The sequence below is a fragment of the Streptomyces incarnatus genome (assembly GCF_001027185.1).
GTDB lineage: Bacteria > Actinomycetota > Actinomycetes > Streptomycetales > Streptomycetaceae > Streptomyces > Streptomyces puniciscabiei.
Genome location: NZ_CP011497.1, coordinates 2,361,203 through 2,380,366 on the forward strand (window position 1 = coordinate 2,361,203; position 19,164 = coordinate 2,380,366).

The 19,164-nt window shown below is 69.9% G+C and carries 16 protein-coding genes; 6 read left to right on the forward strand and 10 right to left on the reverse strand.

Features of this window, described 5'->3' with window-relative positions:
- Positions 1-161 precede the first annotated feature (161 nt).
- The 3 genes from ABB07_RS10355 to thyX all read right to left on the reverse strand — a co-directional run bounded on the left by ABB07_RS10355 (position 162) and on the right by thyX (position 3,915).
- A complete protein-coding gene (locus ABB07_RS10355) occupies positions 162-1,847 on the reverse strand; it encodes a ribonuclease J (protein WP_208898448.1) in 1,686 nt (561 codons plus the stop codon).
- Between the two features lie 179 nt (positions 1,848-2,026).
- The gene (gene dapA, locus ABB07_RS10360; RefSeq protein ID WP_208898449.1) at positions 2,027-2,926 is read right to left on the reverse strand and encodes a 4-hydroxy-tetrahydrodipicolinate synthase; all 900 of its coding nucleotides are present in this window, start codon (positions 2,924-2,926) and stop codon (positions 2,027-2,029) included.
- A gap of 239 nt (positions 2,927-3,165) precedes the next feature.
- Positions 3,166-3,915, reverse strand: coding sequence for an FAD-dependent thymidylate synthase (gene thyX / locus ABB07_RS10365; protein ID WP_208898450.1), 750 nt, complete (start codon positions 3,913-3,915; stop codon positions 3,166-3,168).
- Positions 3,916-4,097: 182 nt separating this feature from the next.
- On the opposite strand from thyX, the gene ABB07_RS10370 reads away from it, so the two are divergent.
- From ABB07_RS10370 to ABB07_RS10380, 3 genes are all read left to right on the forward strand, one after another.
- Positions 4,098-4,334 carry a hypothetical protein gene (locus ABB07_RS10370; protein ID WP_208898451.1) on the forward strand — a complete coding sequence of 79 codons (237 nt, stop codon included), beginning with the start codon at positions 4,098-4,100 and terminating at the stop codon, positions 4,332-4,334.
- 90 nt (positions 4,335-4,424) lie between these two features.
- Positions 4,425-4,979 (forward strand): hypothetical protein, encoded by a 555-nt coding sequence (locus ABB07_RS10375; protein ID WP_208898452.1) that lies wholly within the window; start codon positions 4,425-4,427, stop codon positions 4,977-4,979.
- 169 nt (positions 4,980-5,148) lie between these two features.
- Entirely contained in the window at positions 5,149-5,865 is a 717-nt protein-coding gene (locus tag ABB07_RS10380) for an SDR family oxidoreductase (protein ID WP_341845880.1), read from the forward strand.
- A gap of 200 nt (positions 5,866-6,065) precedes the next feature.
- On the opposite strand, the gene ABB07_RS10385 is transcribed toward ABB07_RS10380, so the two are convergent.
- The 6 genes from ABB07_RS10385 to ABB07_RS10410 all read right to left on the reverse strand — a co-directional run bounded on the left by ABB07_RS10385 (position 6,066) and on the right by ABB07_RS10410 (position 11,953).
- On the reverse strand, positions 6,066-6,518 hold the full coding sequence (locus ABB07_RS10385; protein ID WP_208898454.1) for a tetratricopeptide repeat protein: 453 nt from the start codon (positions 6,516-6,518) through the stop codon (positions 6,066-6,068).
- Positions 6,519-6,531: 13 nt separating this feature from the next.
- Complete coding sequence (gene dapB / locus ABB07_RS10390) at positions 6,532-7,284, reverse strand: 4-hydroxy-tetrahydrodipicolinate reductase (protein ID WP_208898455.1); 753 nt, start codon at positions 7,282-7,284, stop codon at positions 6,532-6,534.
- Positions 7,285-7,339: 55 nt separating this feature from the next.
- A complete protein-coding gene (locus ABB07_RS10395; protein ID WP_208898456.1) occupies positions 7,340-8,719 on the reverse strand; it encodes a M16 family metallopeptidase in 1,380 nt (459 codons plus the stop codon).
- Entirely contained in the window at positions 8,716-10,935 is a 2,220-nt protein-coding gene (locus ABB07_RS10400; RefSeq protein ID WP_055708656.1) for a polyribonucleotide nucleotidyltransferase, read from the reverse strand. Before ABB07_RS10400 ends, ABB07_RS10395 begins: the two co-directional genes overlap by 4 nt.
- Before the next feature lie 307 nt (positions 10,936-11,242).
- Positions 11,243-11,530 carry a 30S ribosomal protein S15 gene (rpsO, locus tag ABB07_RS10405; protein WP_030619140.1) on the reverse strand — a complete coding sequence of 96 codons (288 nt, stop codon included), beginning with the start codon at positions 11,528-11,530 and terminating at the stop codon, positions 11,243-11,245.
- A gap of 180 nt (positions 11,531-11,710) precedes the next feature.
- On the reverse strand, positions 11,711-11,953 hold the full coding sequence (locus ABB07_RS10410; protein WP_208898457.1) for a hypothetical protein: 243 nt from the start codon (positions 11,951-11,953) through the stop codon (positions 11,711-11,713).
- Positions 11,954-12,174: 221 nt separating this feature from the next.
- Here ABB07_RS10410 and ABB07_RS10415 point away from each other — a divergent pair, with 221 nt between their 5' ends.
- Positions 12,175-12,504: a DUF397 domain-containing protein gene (locus ABB07_RS10415; RefSeq protein ID WP_208898458.1), complete on the forward strand. Its 330-nt coding sequence runs from the start codon at positions 12,175-12,177 to the stop codon at positions 12,502-12,504.
- Positions 12,505-12,586: 82 nt separating this feature from the next.
- Here the strand turns inward: ABB07_RS10415 and eccD are convergent, their stop codons facing one another.
- Entirely contained in the window at positions 12,587-14,095 is a 1,509-nt protein-coding gene (gene eccD / locus ABB07_RS10420) for a type VII secretion integral membrane protein EccD (protein WP_208898459.1), read from the reverse strand.
- A gap of 336 nt (positions 14,096-14,431) precedes the next feature.
- Between eccD and eccCa the strand changes: the two genes are divergently transcribed.
- On the forward strand, positions 14,432-18,397 hold the full coding sequence (gene eccCa, locus ABB07_RS10425; protein WP_208898460.1) for a type VII secretion protein EccCa: 3,966 nt from the start codon (positions 14,432-14,434) through the stop codon (positions 18,395-18,397).
- A gap of 239 nt (positions 18,398-18,636) precedes the next feature.
- Entirely contained in the window at positions 18,637-19,149 is a 513-nt protein-coding gene (locus ABB07_RS10430) for a hypothetical protein (RefSeq protein WP_208898461.1), read from the forward strand.
- Positions 19,150-19,164: the final 15 nt, after the last annotated feature.

Consider the following 19,164-nt stretch of genomic DNA (forward strand, 5'->3'; position numbering starts at 1 on the left):
TTTATCAGAAGTTCTGAGTCGGTTTTCCACCCCGCTCCGGGCATCCGTGTCCAGCACGTGAAGTGCTGGGGTTCCCGGTGGGGCGGAGCCGTAAACGTACTGGAGCGGGGCGCCCCGATGCAAATCGAGGCGCCCCGCTCGGGTGATGCTCCGACGAGCCGTCAGACCTCCACGACCACAGGGAGGATCATCGGCCTGCGGCGATAGGTGTCCGAGACCCACTTGCCGAGGGTGCGCCGGACGAGCTGCTGGAGCTGGTGGGGCTCCACGACGCCGTCCTGGGCGGACCGCTCCAGCGCTTCCGTGATCTTCGGGATGACATCGGAGAAGGCCGAGTCCTCGATGCCGGAGCCGCGCGCCTGGACGTGCGGGCCGCCGGTGATCTTGCCGGTGGACGAGTCCACGACCACGAAGACCGAGATGATGCCCTCATCGCCGAGGATCTTGCGGTCCTTCAGGGCCGGCTCACCGACATCGCCGACGGAGAGGCCGTCGACGTAGACGTAACCCGCCTGGACCTTGCCGGAGATCTTGGCCTTGCCCTCGACCAGGTCGACGACCACGCCGTCCTCGGCGATGACGATCCGGTCGTGCGGGACACCGGTGAGCGCTCCGAGTTCGGCGTTGGCGCGCAGGTGGCGCCACTCGCCGTGCACCGGCATGAGGTTCTTGGGACGGCAGATGTTGTAGAAGTACAGCAGCTCGCCCGCGGACGCGTGGCCGGAAACGTGCACCTTGGCGTTGCCCTTGTGGACGACGTTGGCGCCCCAGCGGGTCAGGCCGTTGATCACACGGTAGACCGCGTTCTCGTTGCCGGGGATGAGGGAGGACGCCAGGATCACCGTGTCGCCCTCGACGATCCGGATCTGGTGGTCCCTGTTGGCCATCCTCGACAGCGCCGCCATCGGCTCGCCCTGGGATCCCGTGCAGACCAGGACCACCTCGTGGTCGGGGAGGTCGTCGAGCGTCTTGACGTCCACGACCAGACCCGGCGGCACCTTCAGATAGCCCAGGTCGCGGGCGATCCCCATGTTGCGGACCATGGAGCGGCCGACGAAGGCGACCCGGCGGCCGTACTCGTGGGCCGCGTCCAGGATCTGCTGGATGCGGTGGACGTGGCTGGCGAAGCTCGCGACGATGATCCGCTTGCGGGCGCCGGCGAAGACCTGCCGCAGCACGTTGGAGATGTCGCGCTCGTGCGGGGTGAAGCCCGGGACCTCGGCGTTCGTGGAGTCGGTGAGCAGGAGGTCGATGCCCTCCTCGCTCAGCCGGGCGAAGGCGTGCAGGTCGGTGAGGCGGTTGTCCAGCGGGAGCTGGTCCATCTTGAAGTCGCCGGTGTGCACCACCATGCCGGCGGGGGTGCGGATGGCGACGGCCAGCGCATCCGGGATGGAGTGGTTGACGGCGATGAACTCGCAGTCGAAGGGGCCGATGCGCTCGCGCTGCCCCTCGGCCACTTCGAGGGTGTACGGGCGGATCCGGTGCTCCTGGAGCTTGGCCTCGATCAGGGCGAGGGTCAGCTTGGAGCCGATCAGCGGGATGTCCGGCTTCTCGCGGAGCAGGAAGGGGACACCGCCGATGTGGTCCTCGTGGCCGTGCGTGAGGACGATGCCCTCGATGTCGTCGAGGCGGTCCCGGATGGACGAGAAGTCCGGCAGGATCAGGTCGATTCCGGGCTGCTCCTCCTCGGGGAAGAGCACTCCGCAGTCGACGATCAGCAGGCGGCCGCCGTACTCGAAGACCGTCATGTTGCGGCCGATCTCGCCGAGACCGCCGAGCGGGGTGACCCGCAGGCCCCCCTCGGGGAGGGGCGGGGGCGGGCCGAGTTCGGGATGCGGATGACTCAAAAGACTCTCCTCACCACACGCGCCACGTACCGGTCGGGCACGTGGCGCGTGAGACGTTCGTGCAGAAGCAGTTGTCGTTGTGGGGTGCGGGCACCGGTGGCCCGCTTCTTCTGTTGTTCTTCAGTTGTGAAGCCCGTTGGTTCTTCAGTTGTGAAGTCCCTGTGGTGCCAAGTCTGTTGTCAGAGCTGTACCCCGCCGGCGGCAAGATCGATCTTGAGCTGGGCGATCTCCTCGGGCGAGCACTCGACCATGGGCGAGCGCAGCGGGCCCGCGGGCAGTCCCTGGAGGGCGAGCGCGGCCTTGGTGGTCATGACGCCCTGGGTGCGGAACATGCCGGTGTAGACCGGGAGCAGCTTCTGGTGGATCTCGGTGGCCTTGACGACGTCCCCGGAGACGTACGCGTCGACGAGGGCGCGCAGGTCGGGGGTGACGACATGGCCGACGACCGACACGAAGCCGACCGCGCCCACGGAGAGCAGCGGGAGGTTCAGCATGTCGTCGCCGGAGTACCAGGCGAGGCCGGACTGGGCGATGGCCCAGCTGGCGCGGCCGAGGTCGCCCTTGGCGTCCTTGTTGGCGACGATCCGGGGGTGCTCGGCGAGCCGGACGAGGGTCTCGTTGTTGATCGGGACGCCGCTGCGGCCGGGGATGTCGTACAGCATGACCGGCAGTTCGGCGGCGTCGGCGACGGCCGTGAAGTGCCGGTACAGGCCCTCCTGCGGGGGCTTGTTGTAGTACGGCGTGACGACCAGCAGGCCGTGTGCGCCGTCGCGCTCGGCCTGGCGGGCCAGCTCGACGCTGTGGTGGGTGTCGTTGGTGCCGACGCCGGCGACGACGTGGGCACGGTCGCCGACGGCCTCCAGTACGGCTCGTACGAGCTCCGATTTCTCCGCGTCACTGGTGGTGGGGGACTCGCCGGTGGTGCCGTTGATGATCAGGCCGTCGTTGCCTGCGTCCACCAGGTGGGCGGCGAGCCGCTGCGCGCCGTCGAGGTCGAGTGCGCCGTCCGCCGTGAAGGGCGTGACCATGGCGGTGAGGACCCGCCCGAAGGGGGTCTGCGGAGTCGAGGTCGGAGCCATGGGTAACACGCTACTCGGTGCTCCCTGTGCGGTCTGCCCTCGGGGGGTCGGGAAAGTCAGGACAAATGCGGATCCCGGCACTGCCTGCTCGGGGGTTCAAGCAGTGCCGGGTCCGTTTGATCAGGCTAGATGAACTTCTCCAAATGCCGCAATACGGACACTTCGCGAGGCTGACCCGTACATCCGTTCCTGGTGGGGGAACAGGGCTTCGTAGGCCTTTCTTACGGGTCTTAAAGGTCTTACGGGGCCACGCGGCCGTTCGCGTTGAAGGCGGCGTACGTCAGCGGCATGAGCTTCGCCCACTCCGCCTCCATCTTCTCGCCGACCATTTCGATCTCCCGCTGCGGGAAGGACGGCACCTTGGCCAGCTCGTGCTGGGTGCGCAGGCCGAGGAAGTGCATCAGGGAGCGGGCGTTGCAGGTGGCGTACATCGAGGAGTAGAGGCCGACGGGGAGGGCCGCGCGGGCGACCTCACGGGCGACGCCCTCGGCGAGCATCTTCTGGTAGGCCGCGTACGCCTGCTCGTACGACTCCCGCAGGGTGCTGCTGACCGCCTCGTGCTGGGCCGGGGTGCCCTCGACGAAGACGTACTTGCCGGGGCGGCCCTCCTGCACCAGCCTGCGGTCGGCGCCGGGGACGTAGAAGACCGGCTGGAGCTCCCGGTAGCGGCCGGACTCCTCGTTGTACGACCAGCCGACGCGGTGCCGCATGAACTCGCGGAACACGAAGATCGGGGCGCTGATGAAGAACGTCATCGAGTTGTGCTCGAACGGGCTGCCGTGCCGGTCGCGCATCAGGTAGTTGATCAGTCCCTTGGAGCGCTCGGGGTCCTTCTTCAGCTCGTCCAGGGACTGCTCGCCGGCGGTGGAGACCCGCGCGGCGAAGAGGACGTCGGCGTCCGAAGCACTGGACTTCACCAGCTCGACGGTGACGTCACTGCGGAACGTGAGCGACTCGGGGGTGGTCACGGGGTTAGGGGTCCTTCCCATCACAGCTGTGGTTCGCGCCCACCTTACGGGGCACCCGCCCGGGCCACGGCAGTACCCGGCCTCAGAAATCCCACCACGGTTTTTTTCCGACATGGGCACCTTTTGTGTCACTCGAGCGTCTGTATCGGTGAGGCCCACTCGTTCGAGCCTAAAACGTTGATCATGAAAGGAGACGTACGGCGATGTTCCGTCGGCGTGAACCCGTGCCCTTCGCCTTCCTGGCCGAGGCGGACAGGTTCCGCAGCAATGTCACTCCCCCGCCCCGGCCGCGGGCGTCCTTCGGGGAGATAGCCGGGCGCTGGCTGCTCGGACTCACCCTTGTCGCGGGGCTGGTGGGAGCCCTGATACTCGGCATGCCGGCGATGTCCACACCGTCCAGTACGCCGGCGCAGCAGTCCCAGGCCTCGCAGGGGCACTGAGCCCTTCCGGCCGCCCAGGGTGGTGGGCGGCAACAGCGGCGGATAGCCTCACCGGGCACAGCCCACGCACGCATGGAGTGAGGACCAGCCGTGCCCCTGTCCTTCCTGACGGCCGACCGCACCTTCGAGGCCGCTTCCGAGAGCGCGCTGCCCCACGACGACCGGGAGCGCTGGCGGCGTCCCTACCGTCCCGGTCCCTGGCGTGTGGGTGCGGCGGCGCTGGTGCTGCTGCTCGCCTCCTTCGTGCTGTTCTCCGCGGTGCTCATCGCCCTGACCGGCTCGGCCTCCTCCGCCGTGGCCGTGCTGGTCTCGGGGCTCGTGGTCATCGCCGGGGCGCTGCGGCTGCTGCGCATGGGCGTGTGGGTGAGCGGCCGCGGGCTGCGCCACGTCGGCTTCCTGGTGACGCGTACGGTGCCGTGGGCGCGGGTGGTGTCGGTGCGGACGGTGCAGCAGCCGGTGCGCTGGCTGGGGCTGCCGCGCACCGTGCAGGGGCAGGCGCTGGTGCTCGTACGCGAGGACCGGCCGGCCGCGGACACCCCTGCACTGCTGACCACGCACACGCTGGACTTCCTGGGGCGCCCGGCGGCGTTCGACCGGGCCGCGGACACGGTGGAGGCGTGGGCGGCGGAGAACCGCCACCACTGACCCCCGGGTAGCCCGAGGATGCCGCCTCGCTTGCTGCGGGGCGGCCCCTACGGCGTGCCGGGCCCACGGCGTGCCGGGCCCACGGCATGGCGGGTCCACGGCATGGCAGGTGCGGGCCGGTGCAAGGATCGGCTGTGGGATGTCCTCCGCACCGGAAGGGAGACCGCTGTTGTCCGGACGTACCGTGCTGATCACCGGAGCGTCGAAGGGGATCGGCCTCGCCACCGCACACCGGCTCGCCGCCCGGGGGCACCGGGTGCTGGGAGTCGCCCGCAGCGCCCCGGCCAGTGATTTCCCTGGAGTACTGCACGCCTGCGACCTCGCCGATGCGGAGGCCACCCGGCAGTTGCTGGAGGCCGTGACGCGTGACGAGCGTGTGGACGCGGTCGTCAACAACGTCGGCATCGCCGTGCCGGAACCGCTGGGGGAGATAAGGCTCGACACACTGCAGGCGGTGTACGACCTGAACGTGCGCGCGGCCGTACAGGTCACCCAGGCCTGCGTCGGCGGGATGCGGGAGCGCGGCTGGGGCCGGATCGTCAATGTGACGAGCCGCTCGGTGCATGGCGCGCGCCGGCGCAGCAGCTACGCGGCGGCCAAGAGCGCGCTGGCGGGCCTGACCCGGACCTGGGCGCTGGAGCTGGCCGCGGACGGGGTGACGGTCAACGCGGTGGCTCCCGGCCCGGTGGAGACCGAGCTCTTCCGAGCCTCGCACCCCGTGGGCGGCGCGGAGGAGGCCAGGGTGCTGCGCTCGGTGCCCGCGGGACGCCTCGGCCGCCCGGAGGAGGTCGCCGCGGCCATCGCGTTCCTGCTGAGCGAGGACGCCGGGTTCATCACCGGACAGCAGCTCGGGGTGGACGGCGGGGGCAGCATTCCGGGGCGGTGAGGGCGGGGCCAGGCCCTGTGTCGTACTCCCGTCCGCCCCGCACCCCCAGAGCATGCGCCTGCTGCGTACATCAGTGTCCCCCGGGCAGTGTCTCCCGGGCAGTGGTGTCCCCCGGGCTCGAACAGGGCTCGCGCGGCGCCCCCGTCGCGGCGGGCGCAGGGCCCGCCCCGGGCGGACGGCCGGAGTTCGGCGACAGGGCCTCAGACCTGGACCGGCCTGCCGTCGTGCAGGGCGATGGCCCGTTGCATCGCCTTGCGGGCGCGCGGGGTGTCGCGGGCGTCGTGGTAGGCGACGGCGAGGCGGAACCAGCAGCGCCAGTCGTCGGGGGTCGCCTCGGTCTCGGCCTTGCGCTTGGCGAAGACCTCGTCGGCCGAGTCGCGGTCGATCCGGCCGCTGGGCAGCCGCTTCAGCTCGTCCACGGGCAGGCCGCCCTCGGCGTCGAGTTCGGCGGCGAGGGCGTTGGCCCTGCGGACGAACTGGGTGTTCTTCCACAGGAACCACAGGCCGATGACCGGCAGGATCAGCACCGCGACCCCGAAGGTCACGGTCACGACCGTGCCGGACTCGATGAGCATGACGCCGCGGCTGCCGACCAGGACGAAGTAGAAGACCAGGACGGCGGCCGTGACGAGGTAGGTGATCTTCGCTCGCATCGGAGGGTCTGTCTCAGCTCAGGTCCAGGAAGTGCTCCAGGCCGAACGTGAGGCCGGGAGCGGTCACCACGCGGCGCGCGCCGAGCAGGATGCCCGGCATGAAGCTGCTGTGGTGCAGGGAGTCGTGGCGGATGGTCAGCGTCTCGCCCTCGCCGCCGAGCAGCACCTCCTGGTGGGCCAGCAGGCCGCGCAGGCGGACGGCGTGGACCGGGATCCCGTCGACGCTGGCGCCCCGGGCGCCGTCCAGGGCCGTGACCGTGGCGTCCGGCGCCGGGGCCGTGCCCGCCGCCCGGCGGGCCTCGGCGATGAGCTGGGCGGTGCGCGTGGCCGTACCGCTCGGCGCGTCCACCTTCTTCGGGTGGTGCAGCTCGACGACCTCGACCGACTCGAAGTACGGCGCGGCGATCTGCGCGAACTTCATCGTCAGGACGGCCCCGATGGAGAAGTTCGGCGCGATGAGCACACCGGTCTGCGGGGAGTCGGCCAGCCAGCCCGTCAGCTGCGCGAGGCGCTCCTCGGTCCAGCCCGTCGTACCGACGACCGCGTGGATGCCGTGGCGCACGCAGAAGTCGAGGTTGTCCATGACGGAGTCCGGGGTGGTCAGCTCGACGGCGACCTGGGCCCCGGTCTCGGCCAGGGTCTGGAGCTTGTCGCCCCGGCCGAGGGCGGCGACCAGCTCCATGTCCTCGGCGGCCTCGACCGCCTTGACCGCCTCGGAGCCGATCCGGCCCCTGGCCCCGAGGACCGCCACGCGCAGCTTGCTCATCTCTTGCTTCCTTAGGGAGTGACCGGTGCTTCCTTGGGGAGTGACCGGGAGGTGTTCAGGCGACGGCGTCGTGCAGCCGCGCGGCCTGCTTGTCCTTCAGCGGGCCGATGACCGACAGCGACGGGCGCTGTCCCAGGATGTCGCGGGCGACCGAGCGGACCTCGTCCGGGGTGACCGCCGCTATCCGGTCCAGCATGTCGTCGACGGACATCTGCTCGCCCCAGCACAGCTCGCTCTTGCCGATGCGGTTCATCAGCGCGCCGGTGTCCTCCAGGCCGAGGACGGTGGAGCCCTGGAGCTGGCCGATGGCGCGGGCGATCTCGTCGTCGGTGAGGCCGTTGGCTGCGACGTGGTCGAGTTCGTCGCGGCAGAGCTTCAGCACGTCGTGCACCTGGCTCGGCCGGCAGCCGGCGTACACCCCGAACAGGCCGCAGTCGGCGAAGCCGGAGGTGTACGAGTACACGCTGTAGGCGAGGCCACGCTTCTCCCGGACCTCCTGGAAGAGGCGGGAGGACATGCCGCCGCCGAGCGCGGTGTTGAGCACGCCCATGGCCCAGCGCCGGTCGTCGGTACGGGCGAGGCCGGGCATGCCGAGGACGACGTGCGCCTGCTCCGTCTTGCGGCCGAGCAGTTCGACCTTGCCGGAGGTGCGGATCGTACGGCTGCCGTCGCGCGGGCCGATGGGCTGCGCGTCCGGGCTCCGCAGGGCGCCCGTCTTCTCGAAGGCCGCGCGGACCTGTCGTACGACCTTGTTGTGGTCGATGTTGCCGGCGCAGGCGACCACCAGGTGGGTGGGGTCGTAGTGCTTCCGGTAGAAACGGCGGATGCGGTCGGCGGTGAGGGCGTTGACCGTGTCCACCGTGCCGAGGACGGGGCGGCCGAGGGCGTTGTTGCCGAACATGGTGTGCGCGAACAGGTCGTGCACACAGTCGCCGGGGTCGTCCTCGGTCATGGCGATCTCTTCGAGGATCGCGCCGCGCTCGACGTCGACGTCCTCCTCGAGGATCAGCGAGCCGGTCAGCATGTCGCAGACCACGTCGATGGCGAGCGGCAGGTCGGTGTCGAGCACGCGCGCGTAGTAGCACGTGTACTCCTTGGCCGTGAACGCGTTCATCTCGCCGCCGACGGCGTCGAGGGCGGAGGAGATGTCCAGCGCCGACCTGCGGTTCGTGCCCTTGAAGAGCAGGTGCTCCAGGTAGTGCGTGGCGCCGTTCAGGGCCGCCGTCTCGTCGCGGGAGCCGACGTGCGCCCAGATGCCGAAGGTCGCGGAGCGGACCGAGGGCAGGGTCTCGGTGACGATGCGCAGGCCGCCCGGGAGGGTGGTCTTGCGGACCGTGCCGATGCCGTTCTGGCCCTTGATCAGGGTTTGGGTACGGGCGACGGCCCGCGCCTCCGAAGAGGGGCGGGCCGTCACCTTGGAGCTACGGGACGTCACTGCTCGGCGTCGTCCTTCGCCTCGTCGGAGCCTTCCTCGCCCTCGATCACCGGAACGAGGGAGAGCTTGCCGCGGGAGTCGATCTCGGCGATCTCGACCTGGACCTTCTGGCCCACGCCGAGGACGTCCTCGACGTTCTCCACGCGCTTGCCGCCGGCCAGCTTGCGGATCTGCGAGATGTGCAGCAGACCGTCCTTGCCGGGCAGCAGGGAGACGAACGCACCGAAGGTGGTCGTCTTCACGACCGTACCGAGGTAGCGCTCGCCGACCTCGGGCATCGTCGGGTTGGCGATGCCGTTGATCGTGGCGCGGGCGGCCTCCGCCGAGGGACCGTCGGCGGCACCGATGTAGATCGTGCCGTCGTCCTCGATGGTGATCTCGGCGCCCGTGTCCTCCTGGATCTGGTTGATCATCTTGCCCTTGGGGCCGATGACCTCGCCGATCTTGTCGACCGGGATCTTGACGGTGATGATCCGCGGGGCGTGCGGGGACATCTCGTCGGGCCGGTCGATGGCCTCCATCATCACGTCGAGGATGTGCAGACGCGCGTCGCGGGCCTGCTTGAGGGCCGCGGCCAGGACGGAGGCGGGGATGCCGTCCAGCTTGGTGTCGAGCTGGAGGGCGGTCACGAACTCCTTGGTGCCGGCGACCTTGAAGTCCATGTCGCCGAAGGCGTCCTCCGCACCGAGGATGTCGGTGAGGGTGACGTAGTGCGTCTCGCCCTCGATCTCCTGGGAGATCAGGCCCATGGCGATACCGGCGACCGGGGCCTTCAGCGGCACACCGGCGTTCAGCAGCGACATGGTGGAGGCGCAGACCGAGCCCATGGACGTCGAGCCGTTGGAGCCGAGGGCCTCGGACACCTGGCGGATCGCGTACGGGAACTCCTCGCGCGTGGGCAGCACCGGCACGAGCGCGCGCTCGGCGAGGGCGCCGTGGCCGATCTCGCGGCGCTTCGGGGAGCCGACGCGGCCGGTCTCACCGGTGGAGTACGGCGGGAAGTTGTAGTTGTGCATGTAGCGCTTGCGGGTCACCGGGGAGAGGGTGTCCAGCTGCTGCTCCATGCGGAGCATGTTGAGGGTGGTGACGCCCAGGATCTGGGTCTCGCCACGCTCGAACAGCGCGGAACCGTGCACCCGCGGGATGGCCTCGACCTCGGCGGCCAGCGTACGGATGTCCGTCACGCCACGGCCGTCGATGCGCTTCTTCTCCTTGATGACGCGCTCCCGGACCAGGGTCTTGGTCAGCGAGCGGTACGCGGCGGAGATCTCCTTCTCGCGGCCCTCGAACTCCGGCAGGAGCTTCTCGGCGGCGAGACCCTTGACGCGGTCCAGCTCGGCCTCGCGCTCCTGCTTGCCGGCGATGGTGAGCGCCTGGGCGAGCTCGGGCTTGACCGCGGCGGTCAGGGCCTCCAGGACGTCGTCCTGGTAGTCCAGGAAGATCGGGAACTCGCCGACCGGCTTGGCGGCCTTGGCGGCGAGGTCGGCCTGGGCGCGGCACAGGACCTTGATGAAGGGCTTCGCTGCCTCCAGACCGGCGGCGACGACCTCCTCGGTCGGCGCCTCGGCGCCGCCCTCGACCAGCTTGATGGTCTTCTCGGTGGCCTCGGCCTCGACCATCATGATCGCGACGTCGCCGTCCTCCAGGACGCGGCCGGCGACCACCATGTCGAAGACGGCGTCCTCGAGCTCGGTGTGCGTCGGGAAGGCGACCCACTGGCCGCGGATCAGCGCGACGCGGACGCCGCCGATCGGGCCGGAGAAGGGCAGACCGGCCAGCTGCGTGGACGCGGACGCGGCGTTGATCGCCACGACGTCGTACAGGTGGTCGGGGTTGAGCGCCATGACCGTGCAGACGACCTGGATCTCGTTGCGCAGGCCCTTCTTGAAGGACGGGCGCAGCGGGCGGTCGATGAGGCGGCAGGTGAGGATCGCGTCCTCGGAGGGGCGGCCCTCACGGCGGAAGAAGGAACCGGGGATCTTCCCGGCCGCGTACATGCGCTCCTCGACGTCGACCGTCAGCGGGAAGAAGTCGAGCTGGTCCTTGGGATTCTTGGAGGCGGTGGTGGCCGACAGCACCATGGTGTCGTCGTCCAGGTACGCCACGGCGGAACCGGCGGCCTGCTTGGCCAGACGGCCCGTCTCGAAGCGGATGGTACGGGTACCGAAGGCGCCATTGTCGATGACGGCCTCGGCGTAGTGGGTCTCGTTCTCCACTAGCGTTTTCTCCGTTACATATCGTCTTTCGTCCCTTGGCTGCCCGTGTGGCAGGGGGACGGTGGTGGAGAAGCGCGCCGTCTGGTGCGGGCCGGTCTTCGATCGAAGCACCCGGGGCTCGCTTCCCCCCGGGGGCCACTACCGAGGACCGGCGGCGGCGAGGTGCGCTTCTCCTCGTTCTGTGTCGTACGTATTGCGTTGTGCTACCACACTACAAAGCGTGAGTGACACTCCGCACGTTTCCGCATGTACGACGAAGGGAGCGGCCCCCGGATCTGATACCGGGAACCGCTCCCTTCACGGCGTCCTACTTGGCGCCCGCCGCACCACGGCGGATGCCGAGGCGGTCGACCAGCGTACGGAAGCGCTGGATGTCCTTCTTCGCCAGGTACTGGAGAAGGCGGCGGCGCTGACCGACGAGGATCAGCAGGCCACGGCGGGAGTGGTGGTCGTGCTTGTGGGTCTTGAGGTGCTCCGTCAGGTCGGAGATCCGACGGGAGAGCAGAGCGACCTGGACCTCGGGGGAGCCGGTGTCACCCTCCTTGGTACCGAACTCGGCGATGATCTGCTTCTTCGTAGCGGCGTCGAGCGACACGCGTACTCCTCATAGTCTGTGAGTGCCACCGAGTGCCCCCGGTCTGCTTCTCGGGGGAGCTTCCGTTACTCGGGAGGCGGGATCCGCTGGGCGCGGCCTCCAGAGCCTGTTCAGAGGGCTCCGGGGGTGCGTACACAAACGGCCGTCACACAGGGTACCAGGACGGTTCGGCCGTCCGTGTCACTGGTTCCGCTTGGCGTTCCAGACCAGGAGGACCACGATCAGGACGACCAGGACGAGGATCCACATCCACACGTCGCCACCGCCGCCTGAACCATGGCTCCCGTAGTGGTGGTAGCTGCTGTGGAAGCCGCTGTGGTAGCCGCCGTGATAGCTGCTGTGGTAGCCGCCGCCCCGGCCGCGCCCCAGGGCGAGGACGTCGGTCGACGGGAGGGACCAAGGGGCAGTGCCGGGCATGCTCATGGCCCGGAATTTACGTGAGCATGGCATTGCATGGGCGCCCCGTTGCCTGCCCGTGACGAAACCTCCGCTCCCTGGGCACAACCGGTCGCCGGTCCGCCCCGCGTGTCCGGCCGGACTCCCTCCTACAGGCGGTGACCAGGCCGTTTCACCGTACGCGCGCGTGCCCTCCCAGTAGGGTGACGACGCAACGCAGTCCGTATGCCGAAGGGGGCCGCTTCACCATGGCCGAGACACAGGGCACGAGCGCCGGAGCACCGGCGCCGGAATCGCAGGAGGACGTCAAGGCGCGCAAGGAGCGGGAGCGGGACGAGCTGTACGCCCTCGACATCTCCGGCGTGGAGTGGCACTGCGCGCCGGGCACGGAGGAGCACGAGGAGCGGGTCGAGATCGCCTACCTGCCCGGCGGCGCGGTCGCGATGCGCTCCTCCCTCGACCACGCCACCGTGCTCCGCTACACCGAGGCGGAGTGGCGGGCGTTCGTGCTGGGGGCGCGGGACGGGGAGTTCGATCTGGAGCCCAATGAGCGCAATGGGGGGCTTGCGGCGCAGTGAGCTGCGCGGCGGTTGGCAGAACATGAAAAGGGCGGCACGCATGTGTGCCGCCCTTTCTCCGTGGCTTCCCGCGCTTCGGTCCTCAGCTGGTCATCGCCCGTGCACGCGCGTACACGTCGAACACGGCCAGCGCCAGCGGGATCAGGGTGAGCAGGACGAAGCTCTCGGCGATCTCCAGGAAACGGCCCCAGAAGGGGGTGACACCGCGGCGCGGAGTGATCAGACCGATCGCGGTGACGAGGGCGGTGGCCGCGCCGACCGCCGCGGCGAGCCAGATGCTGCGGATGTCGAGGGACGCGGTGTCGCCCTGGAGGGCGTCGATCAGATAGCCCCGCGGCGGGTTCAGGGCGAGCCCGAGACCGAGGAAGACGATGGCGGCGAGGCCGGCCGCCAGAGTGGCGCCCACCTGCGCGGTGTAGCGGAACAGATGCGCCCGCATCAGCATCGCCACGCCGGTCGCGAGCGCCAGGAGCTGGGCCCAGACGTTGCTGGAGAAGCCGAGGACGATCGACGCGCCGACGGCGACGAGGGCACAGCCCCCGACGAGCCCGACGAGCAGTTCGTGGCCGCGCCGGGCCTGTGCGGCCACACGGTCGGCGTCCACGGGCTCCTGCGGGACGGGCTCGCCGGTGTCGTAGCCGCCGCGGGAGGGGTTGGGCGGTTCGAAGCCGATGGGCAGCCGGGCGAAGCGCATGGACAGGCCCGGCAGGAAGGCCAGCGCGACGACGGACAGCGGGGCGCCGATGGCGGCCGTCTCGATGGGCTTCAGATCGGTGAGGGTCGCGATGAAGGTGGTGATCAGACCGATGGCGGAGGCGAAGAGGAACGCCACGAAGGGTCCGTCGCCGCCGGGCGACACCAGGGTGAGCACCAGGGAGGCAACGAGGACCGCCGCGCAGGCGAGCAGGAACTGGAGCCGTCCGATGCCCTCGTGGTGGGCGAGCGGCAGCAGCCCGGAGCCGGCCACGCCGATGTTCGGCAGGGCACCGAGTCCCAGCGCGACCGCGGAGCCCCGGTCGTCGTACACACGCGCGCGTACACAGGCGATGGTGACCAGCAGGATGCCGGTGACGCCCGCGATGATGCCCTGCAGGCTGTGCATGTCGTGGCGGATCTGGGAGCTCCAGGCCACGAAGGCGAGCAACGCGGGCAGGATGCCGCCCGCGACGAGACCGGCGGCGCGGGTGAGGTCGCCGCTCCACAGGGTCCGGTCGCGGGTGACGGCGGAGGCCACCGCTTCGGAGACGTCGTCGAGCACGGCGGGCGGCAGCGACTCGGCGAACGGGCGCAGGGTGAGCAGTTCGCCGTCGAGGATGCGCTGTGCCGTGAAGGACCGGGCGCCGTCGAGGACGGTGCCGTCGCGCCGTACGAGGTGGTAGCCGACCGGAGCGCCCTCGGCGGGGCTCTGCTGGGACAGCCGCAGAATCTCCGGGTACAGGTCCGCGACCGGTACGTCGTCGGGAAGCGCCACGTCGATACGGCTGTCGGGCGCCACGATGGTGACCCGGCAGAAGCCGAATCCCGTACCCGCCCCGGAAGGGGCTCCGGTGCCGTGTCCGCCGGGCGCGCCGGCCGGCGCGGAGGCCGTCATGCTCACCTGCTGTTCCCCCTCGTCGGTGGTGGGGCGGCCTGCGGTGCCGCCGTGCACCTTCCGCCCGTAAAAATCCTGTGTAGGTTGTGCGGCGCCACACGCTCCGCCGGTGAACCGAGCGGTCTCATCCGGGGTTTGCGGGGAGGCGCCTCCTTCGAACCGTTGCGGATTGCCCGGGTTTTCCCGGAACGATTCGCAACTGCTCACGCGTCTCACCGGCACCCTACCGCCAGCCGTTGTCCGTGGTTGTCAGTAGGATCGCGCTTCGCGATCGACGTTCGCCTGACACGGGGCGGCGGACGAAAAATCTCGGTCCGGCAAGGGAATTGGTGCGTAGTGAGCCACATCGTCGTCAAGCGCCCACCGCGGGCGCTGCCGAAGGAAGTGCCCACGGACGAGGTCCTGCTGCAGGCTCCGCCGGAACTTCCGCGCGGCCAGCAGGAGAGCGCTTGGATGCAGCTCCTGCCCATGCTCGGCATGGGCGGGTCCGTGGTGTTCTTCTTCAACCCCCAGGCCCAGCCCTTCATGAAGATCATGGGCCTGCTGATGGTGGCCTCGACGATCGCCATGGGCATCTCGATGCTGGTCCGCTACCGCCGCGGCAACCAGGGGCAGATGGCCGACCTGCGCCGCGATTACCTGCGTTACCTCTCCCAGACCCGGCGCGCCGCACTCGACACCGCCAAGGTCCAGCGCGACGCGCAGTACTACCTGCACCCTTCGCCGGAGCAACTGTGGGCGCTGGTCGCCGAGGGCAGCCGGGTGTGGGAACGGCGCACCGGCGACGAGGACTTCGGGCAGGTGCGGGTGGGCCTCGGCCCGCAGGCCCTGGCCACTCCCCTGATCCCGCCGCAGACCGCGCCGGTGGACGAGCTGGAGCCGCTGACCGCGGGCGCCATGCAGCGCTTCCTGGCCACGCACAGCACCCTCGACGAGCTGCCGATGGCGGTGTCGCTGCGCGCCTTCTACCACGTGACCATCAGCGGCGAGCCCGGCACCGTGCGCGGCGCGGCCCGTGCCGTCACCGCCTCCCTCGCCTCGCTGCACTCCCCCGAGGACCTGGTCATCGCCGTCGTCGCCGAACGCCAGTCGGCGCCCGAGTGGGAGTGGGCCAAGTGGCTGCCGCACGTGCAGGCGCCGGGTCACGCCGACGGCGCCGGCAGCATCCGCCTGATCACCACCGACCCGGTGGAGCTGGAGGACCGGCTCGCCTCCCGTCTCCAGGGCCGCCCGCGCTTCCACCCCGGTGGCTCCCCGGTCCCGGACCAGCCGCACGTGGTGGTGGTGCTCGACGGCGTCTCCCTGCCCCCCACCTCTTTGCTGGCCAGCCCCGAGGGCATGCAGGGTGTGACGGTCCTGGAGGTCGTGCCGGGCGACCTCACCGTCGGCCGGGGCGACCTGTCGGTCGTCGTCCGGCCCAAGGAGCTGCGCCTGGAGTCGGCGCACGGCATGGTCTACGAAGGGACCCCGGACGTCCTGTCGTACGAGGCCGCCGAGGCCCTCGCCCGTCAACTGGCGCCGCTGCGCATGGCGTCGGGCGGGGACGACGACGAACCGCTGCTCGCGAACCTGGAGTTCACCGACCTGCTGAACCTGGGCGACGCGGCCTCGGTCGACCCGAAGCGGACCTGGCGGCCGCGTTCGCAGTCGGAGCGGCTGCGGGTGCCGATCGGTCTCGGCGAGGACGGCCGGCCCGTGATGCTCGACCTCAAGGAGGCCGCGCAGGAGGGCATGGGCCCGCACGGCCTGTGCGTCGGTGCCACCGGCTCCGGCAAGTCGGAGCTGCTGCGCACGCTCGTCCTCGGCCTTGCTGTGACCCACTCCTCCGAGACACTGAACTTCGTCCTCGCCGACTTCAAGGGTGGTGCCACCTTCGCGGGCATGGCCCAGCTGCCGCACGTGGCGGCCGTGATCACCAACCTCGCGGACGACCTCACCCTCGTCGACCGCATGGGCGACTCGATCCGCGGTGAGCTCAACCGCCGCCAGGAGCTGCTGCGCGACGCGGGCAACTACGCCAACATCCACGACTACGAGAAGGCGCGCGCCGCAGGCGCCCCGCTGCAGCCCATCCCCTCGCTCGTCCTGGTGATCGACGAGTTCAGCGAGCTGCTGACCGCCAAGCCGGACTTCATCGAGATGTTCGTGCAGATCGGCCGTATCGGCCGGTCGCTGGGCGTGCACCTGCTGCTGGCCTCGCAGCGCCTGGAGGAGGGCCGCCTGCGCGGCCTGGAGACGTACCTGTCGTACCGCATCGGCCTGCGGACGTTCTCGGCGGCCGAGTCCCGCGCCGCGATCGGCGTCCCGGACGCCTACGAGCTGCCGAACGTCCCGGGTTCCGGCTTCCTCAAGTTCGGCACCGACGAAATGCTGCGCTTCAAGGCGGCGTACGTCTCCGGCGTGTACCGCACGAGCTCGCAGCAGGCCGCGGCGTTCGGCGGCCCGCTGCCCGTCGACCGCAGGCCCGTCCTGTTCACCGCGGCCGAGGTGCCGGTGCAGTACGCGCCGATCCCGCAGCAGCGCAAGGAGACGCCGGCCGAGCAGCAGGACGACGCGCTCGCCGACACCGTGCTCGACGTGATCGTGCGGCGCCTCGAGGCGCAGGGTCCGGCCGCCCACCAGGTGTGGCTGCCCCCGCTGGACAGCCCGCCGTCGCTCGACGCGCTGCTGCCGGGCCTGGCCCCGGTACCCGGACGCGGCATGACCCAGCCCGGCTACGAGGGCGCGGGCCGGCTGGTGGTGCCCGCCGGCCTCATCGACAAGCCCTACGAGCAGCGGCGCGACCCGCTGTGGCTCGACTTCGGCGGCGCGGCCGGTCACATGCAGATCGTCGGCGGCCCGCAGTCCGGCAAGTCGACGCTGCTGCGCTCGATCATCGCGTCGTTCGCCCTCACCCACACCCCCTACGAAGTGCAGTTCTACGGCCTGGACTTCGGTGGTGGCGGTATGGCCGCGGTGGCCGGCCTGCCCCACGTGGGCGGCGTGGCCTCCCGCCTCGACCCGGAGAAGGTCCGTCGTACGGCGGCCGAGGTGTACGGCGTCATGACCCGGCGCGAGGAGTACTTCCGCTCCGCGGGCATCTCCTCCATCGCGGAGTTCCGCTCCCGCCGCGCACGCGGCGACATCTCGGTGACCGACCAGCCCTGGGGTGACGTCTTCCTCGTCATCGACGGCTGGGGCAACTTCCGCACGGACTACGAGGCCCTGGAGCCGCTGGTCCTGGACATGGCCCAGCGCGGTCTCGGCTACGGCATCCACGTGATCATCACCGCGTCGCGGTCGATGGAGGTCCGGGCGAACCTCAAGGACCACCTGATGAACCGCCTCGAGTTGCGGCTCGGTGACCCCATGGACTCGGAGATCGACCGCAAGATCGCGGCCAACGTGCCCACCGGGGTGCCGGGCCGCGGTCAGACACCGCAGAAGCAGCACTTCATGGCGGCGGTGCCACGCATCGACGGCCTCTCCTCCGACACGGACCTGGCTGAGGCGACGACGGCGCTCGCGGCCGAGGTCACCCGCCACTGGCAGGAGCCCGGCGCGCCCGAGGTACGCCTGCTGCCCCGCGAGTTCCCGGCGACCCAGCTCCCGCCCGGCGACCGCTTCCCGAACCGGGGCATCTCCTTCGCCCTGGACGAGGACAACCTCGAGCCGGTGTTCGTGGACTTCGAACAGGACCCGTTCTTCCTGGTGTTCGGGGAGAGCGAGTCCGGCAAGTCGAACCTGCTCAAGCTGCTGATCAAGCGCCTCACCGAGCGCTACGACGGCCACAGCTGCAAGCTGTTCGTCGTCGACAACCGACGCTCGCTGCTCGGGGTGACCCCGGACTCGCACCTGGCCGAGTACATCCCCATGTCGAACCAGATGCAGCACCACATGGACGCGCTGGCCGACCTGATGCAGCGCCGCACCCCGACGGCCGACGTGACCCCGGAGCAGCTGCGCAACCGCAGCTGGTGGCGGGGCCCCACGGTGTACGTCGTCATCGACGACTACGACCTGGTGTCCACGTCCAGCGGCAACCCGCTGGCGGGCCTGACGGAACTCCTCCCCTTCGCCCGCGACGTCGGCGTCCGCTTCATCATCGCCCGCTCCACGGCGGGCGCCGGACGCGCCGGCTATGAGACCTTCATGCAGCGCATCAAGGAACTCGGCGCCCAGGGCGTGGTCCTCGCGGGCGACCCCGCCGAGGGCGAACTGCTGGGCGGCGTACGGCCGCGGGCGATGCCGGCGGGGCGGGGCATCTTCGTGTCGCGGAAGAGGGGGAAGCCGATGGTGCAGGTGGGGCTGGTGGACTCCTAAGGGACCATCGCTCTCGGAGTTGTTCTCGGGCAGCTGGGCCTGCCCTGAGCTGGATGCCGCGGATCGTTCTGGTCCGCGGCATCCGGCGTTCCTGGAGAACTGCAGGAGTCAAGTGGAGGTTTCGGGGGCAGTTGGGGTTGCTGCTGTGCCCGCACCAACGCTTTGCTATTTTTACCTGACCTAGACGATTCAAATGGAACGCAATTACCGGTCAGGCACTCCGCGGGGATGGGTCATCCATGGCATGGGACGAATGGGAGCAGCTCAAGTCGGACGCGCTGACGCGCCAGCAGTCCGGGGCGGCACATATGCAGCTCAACCACGTCCCGGACGACCCCGGAGGGGGCTCCCCAGCCCTTCCGGGCCAGACAGGCGATCTCAAGGTCACTCAGCACGACCTGACGAAGATCGGCAGCCAGGCCCATACCCTCTACAACCAGCTCTGGGACAAGGCCCGGCTGTCGAACACGAGCGTCGACTCGGCGGCGAGCGACCTGACGAAACAGGGCTTCGCCCTCGGCGCAGGGCTCCAGCACGTGTCGGGCAAGTGGGACACGCAGCTCAACTCCCTCTTGGACGCGTGCGCCCAGATCTCCAACCACATGCAGGTCACCAAGAAGATCCACGCAGGCGACGACGCGTACATCCAGCGGCAGATGAGCAGCATCGACACCCTCGAGGCGGGCTTCGACGAACGTGTCGGTGGTCCGGGGAAGCACAACCCGGCCTACGACACGCCGAAGAAGAACTGATCTCGACGTACCACG

What these genes read in the sequence shown, in the direction of transcription:
- dapA (WP_208898449.1), bottom strand. Translation starts at nt 2,926, where the DNA reads ATGGCTCCGACCTCGACTCCGCAGACCCCCTTCGGGCGGGTCCTCACC.
- thyX (WP_208898450.1), bottom strand. Translation starts at nt 3,915, where the DNA reads ATGGGAAGGACCCCTAACCCCGTGACCACCCCCGAGTCGCTCACGTTC.
- ABB07_RS10370 (WP_208898451.1), top strand. Translation starts at nt 4,098, where the DNA reads ATGTTCCGTCGGCGTGAACCCGTGCCCTTCGCCTTCCTGGCCGAGGCG.
- ABB07_RS10385 (WP_208898454.1), bottom strand. Translation starts at nt 6,518, where the DNA reads ATGCGAGCGAAGATCACCTACCTCGTCACGGCCGCCGTCCTGGTCTTC.
- dapB (WP_208898455.1), bottom strand. Translation starts at nt 7,284, where the DNA reads ATGAGCAAGCTGCGCGTGGCGGTCCTCGGGGCCAGGGGCCGGATCGGC.
- ABB07_RS10410 (WP_208898457.1), bottom strand. Translation starts at nt 11,953, where the DNA reads ATGAGCATGCCCGGCACTGCCCCTTGGTCCCTCCCGTCGACCGACGTC.
- ABB07_RS10415 (WP_208898458.1), top strand. Translation starts at nt 12,175, where the DNA reads ATGGCCGAGACACAGGGCACGAGCGCCGGAGCACCGGCGCCGGAATCG.
- eccD (WP_208898459.1), bottom strand. Translation starts at nt 14,095, where the DNA reads ATGACGGCCTCCGCGCCGGCCGGCGCGCCCGGCGGACACGGCACCGGA.
- ABB07_RS10430 (WP_208898461.1), top strand. Translation starts at nt 18,637, where the DNA reads ATGGCATGGGACGAATGGGAGCAGCTCAAGTCGGACGCGCTGACGCGC.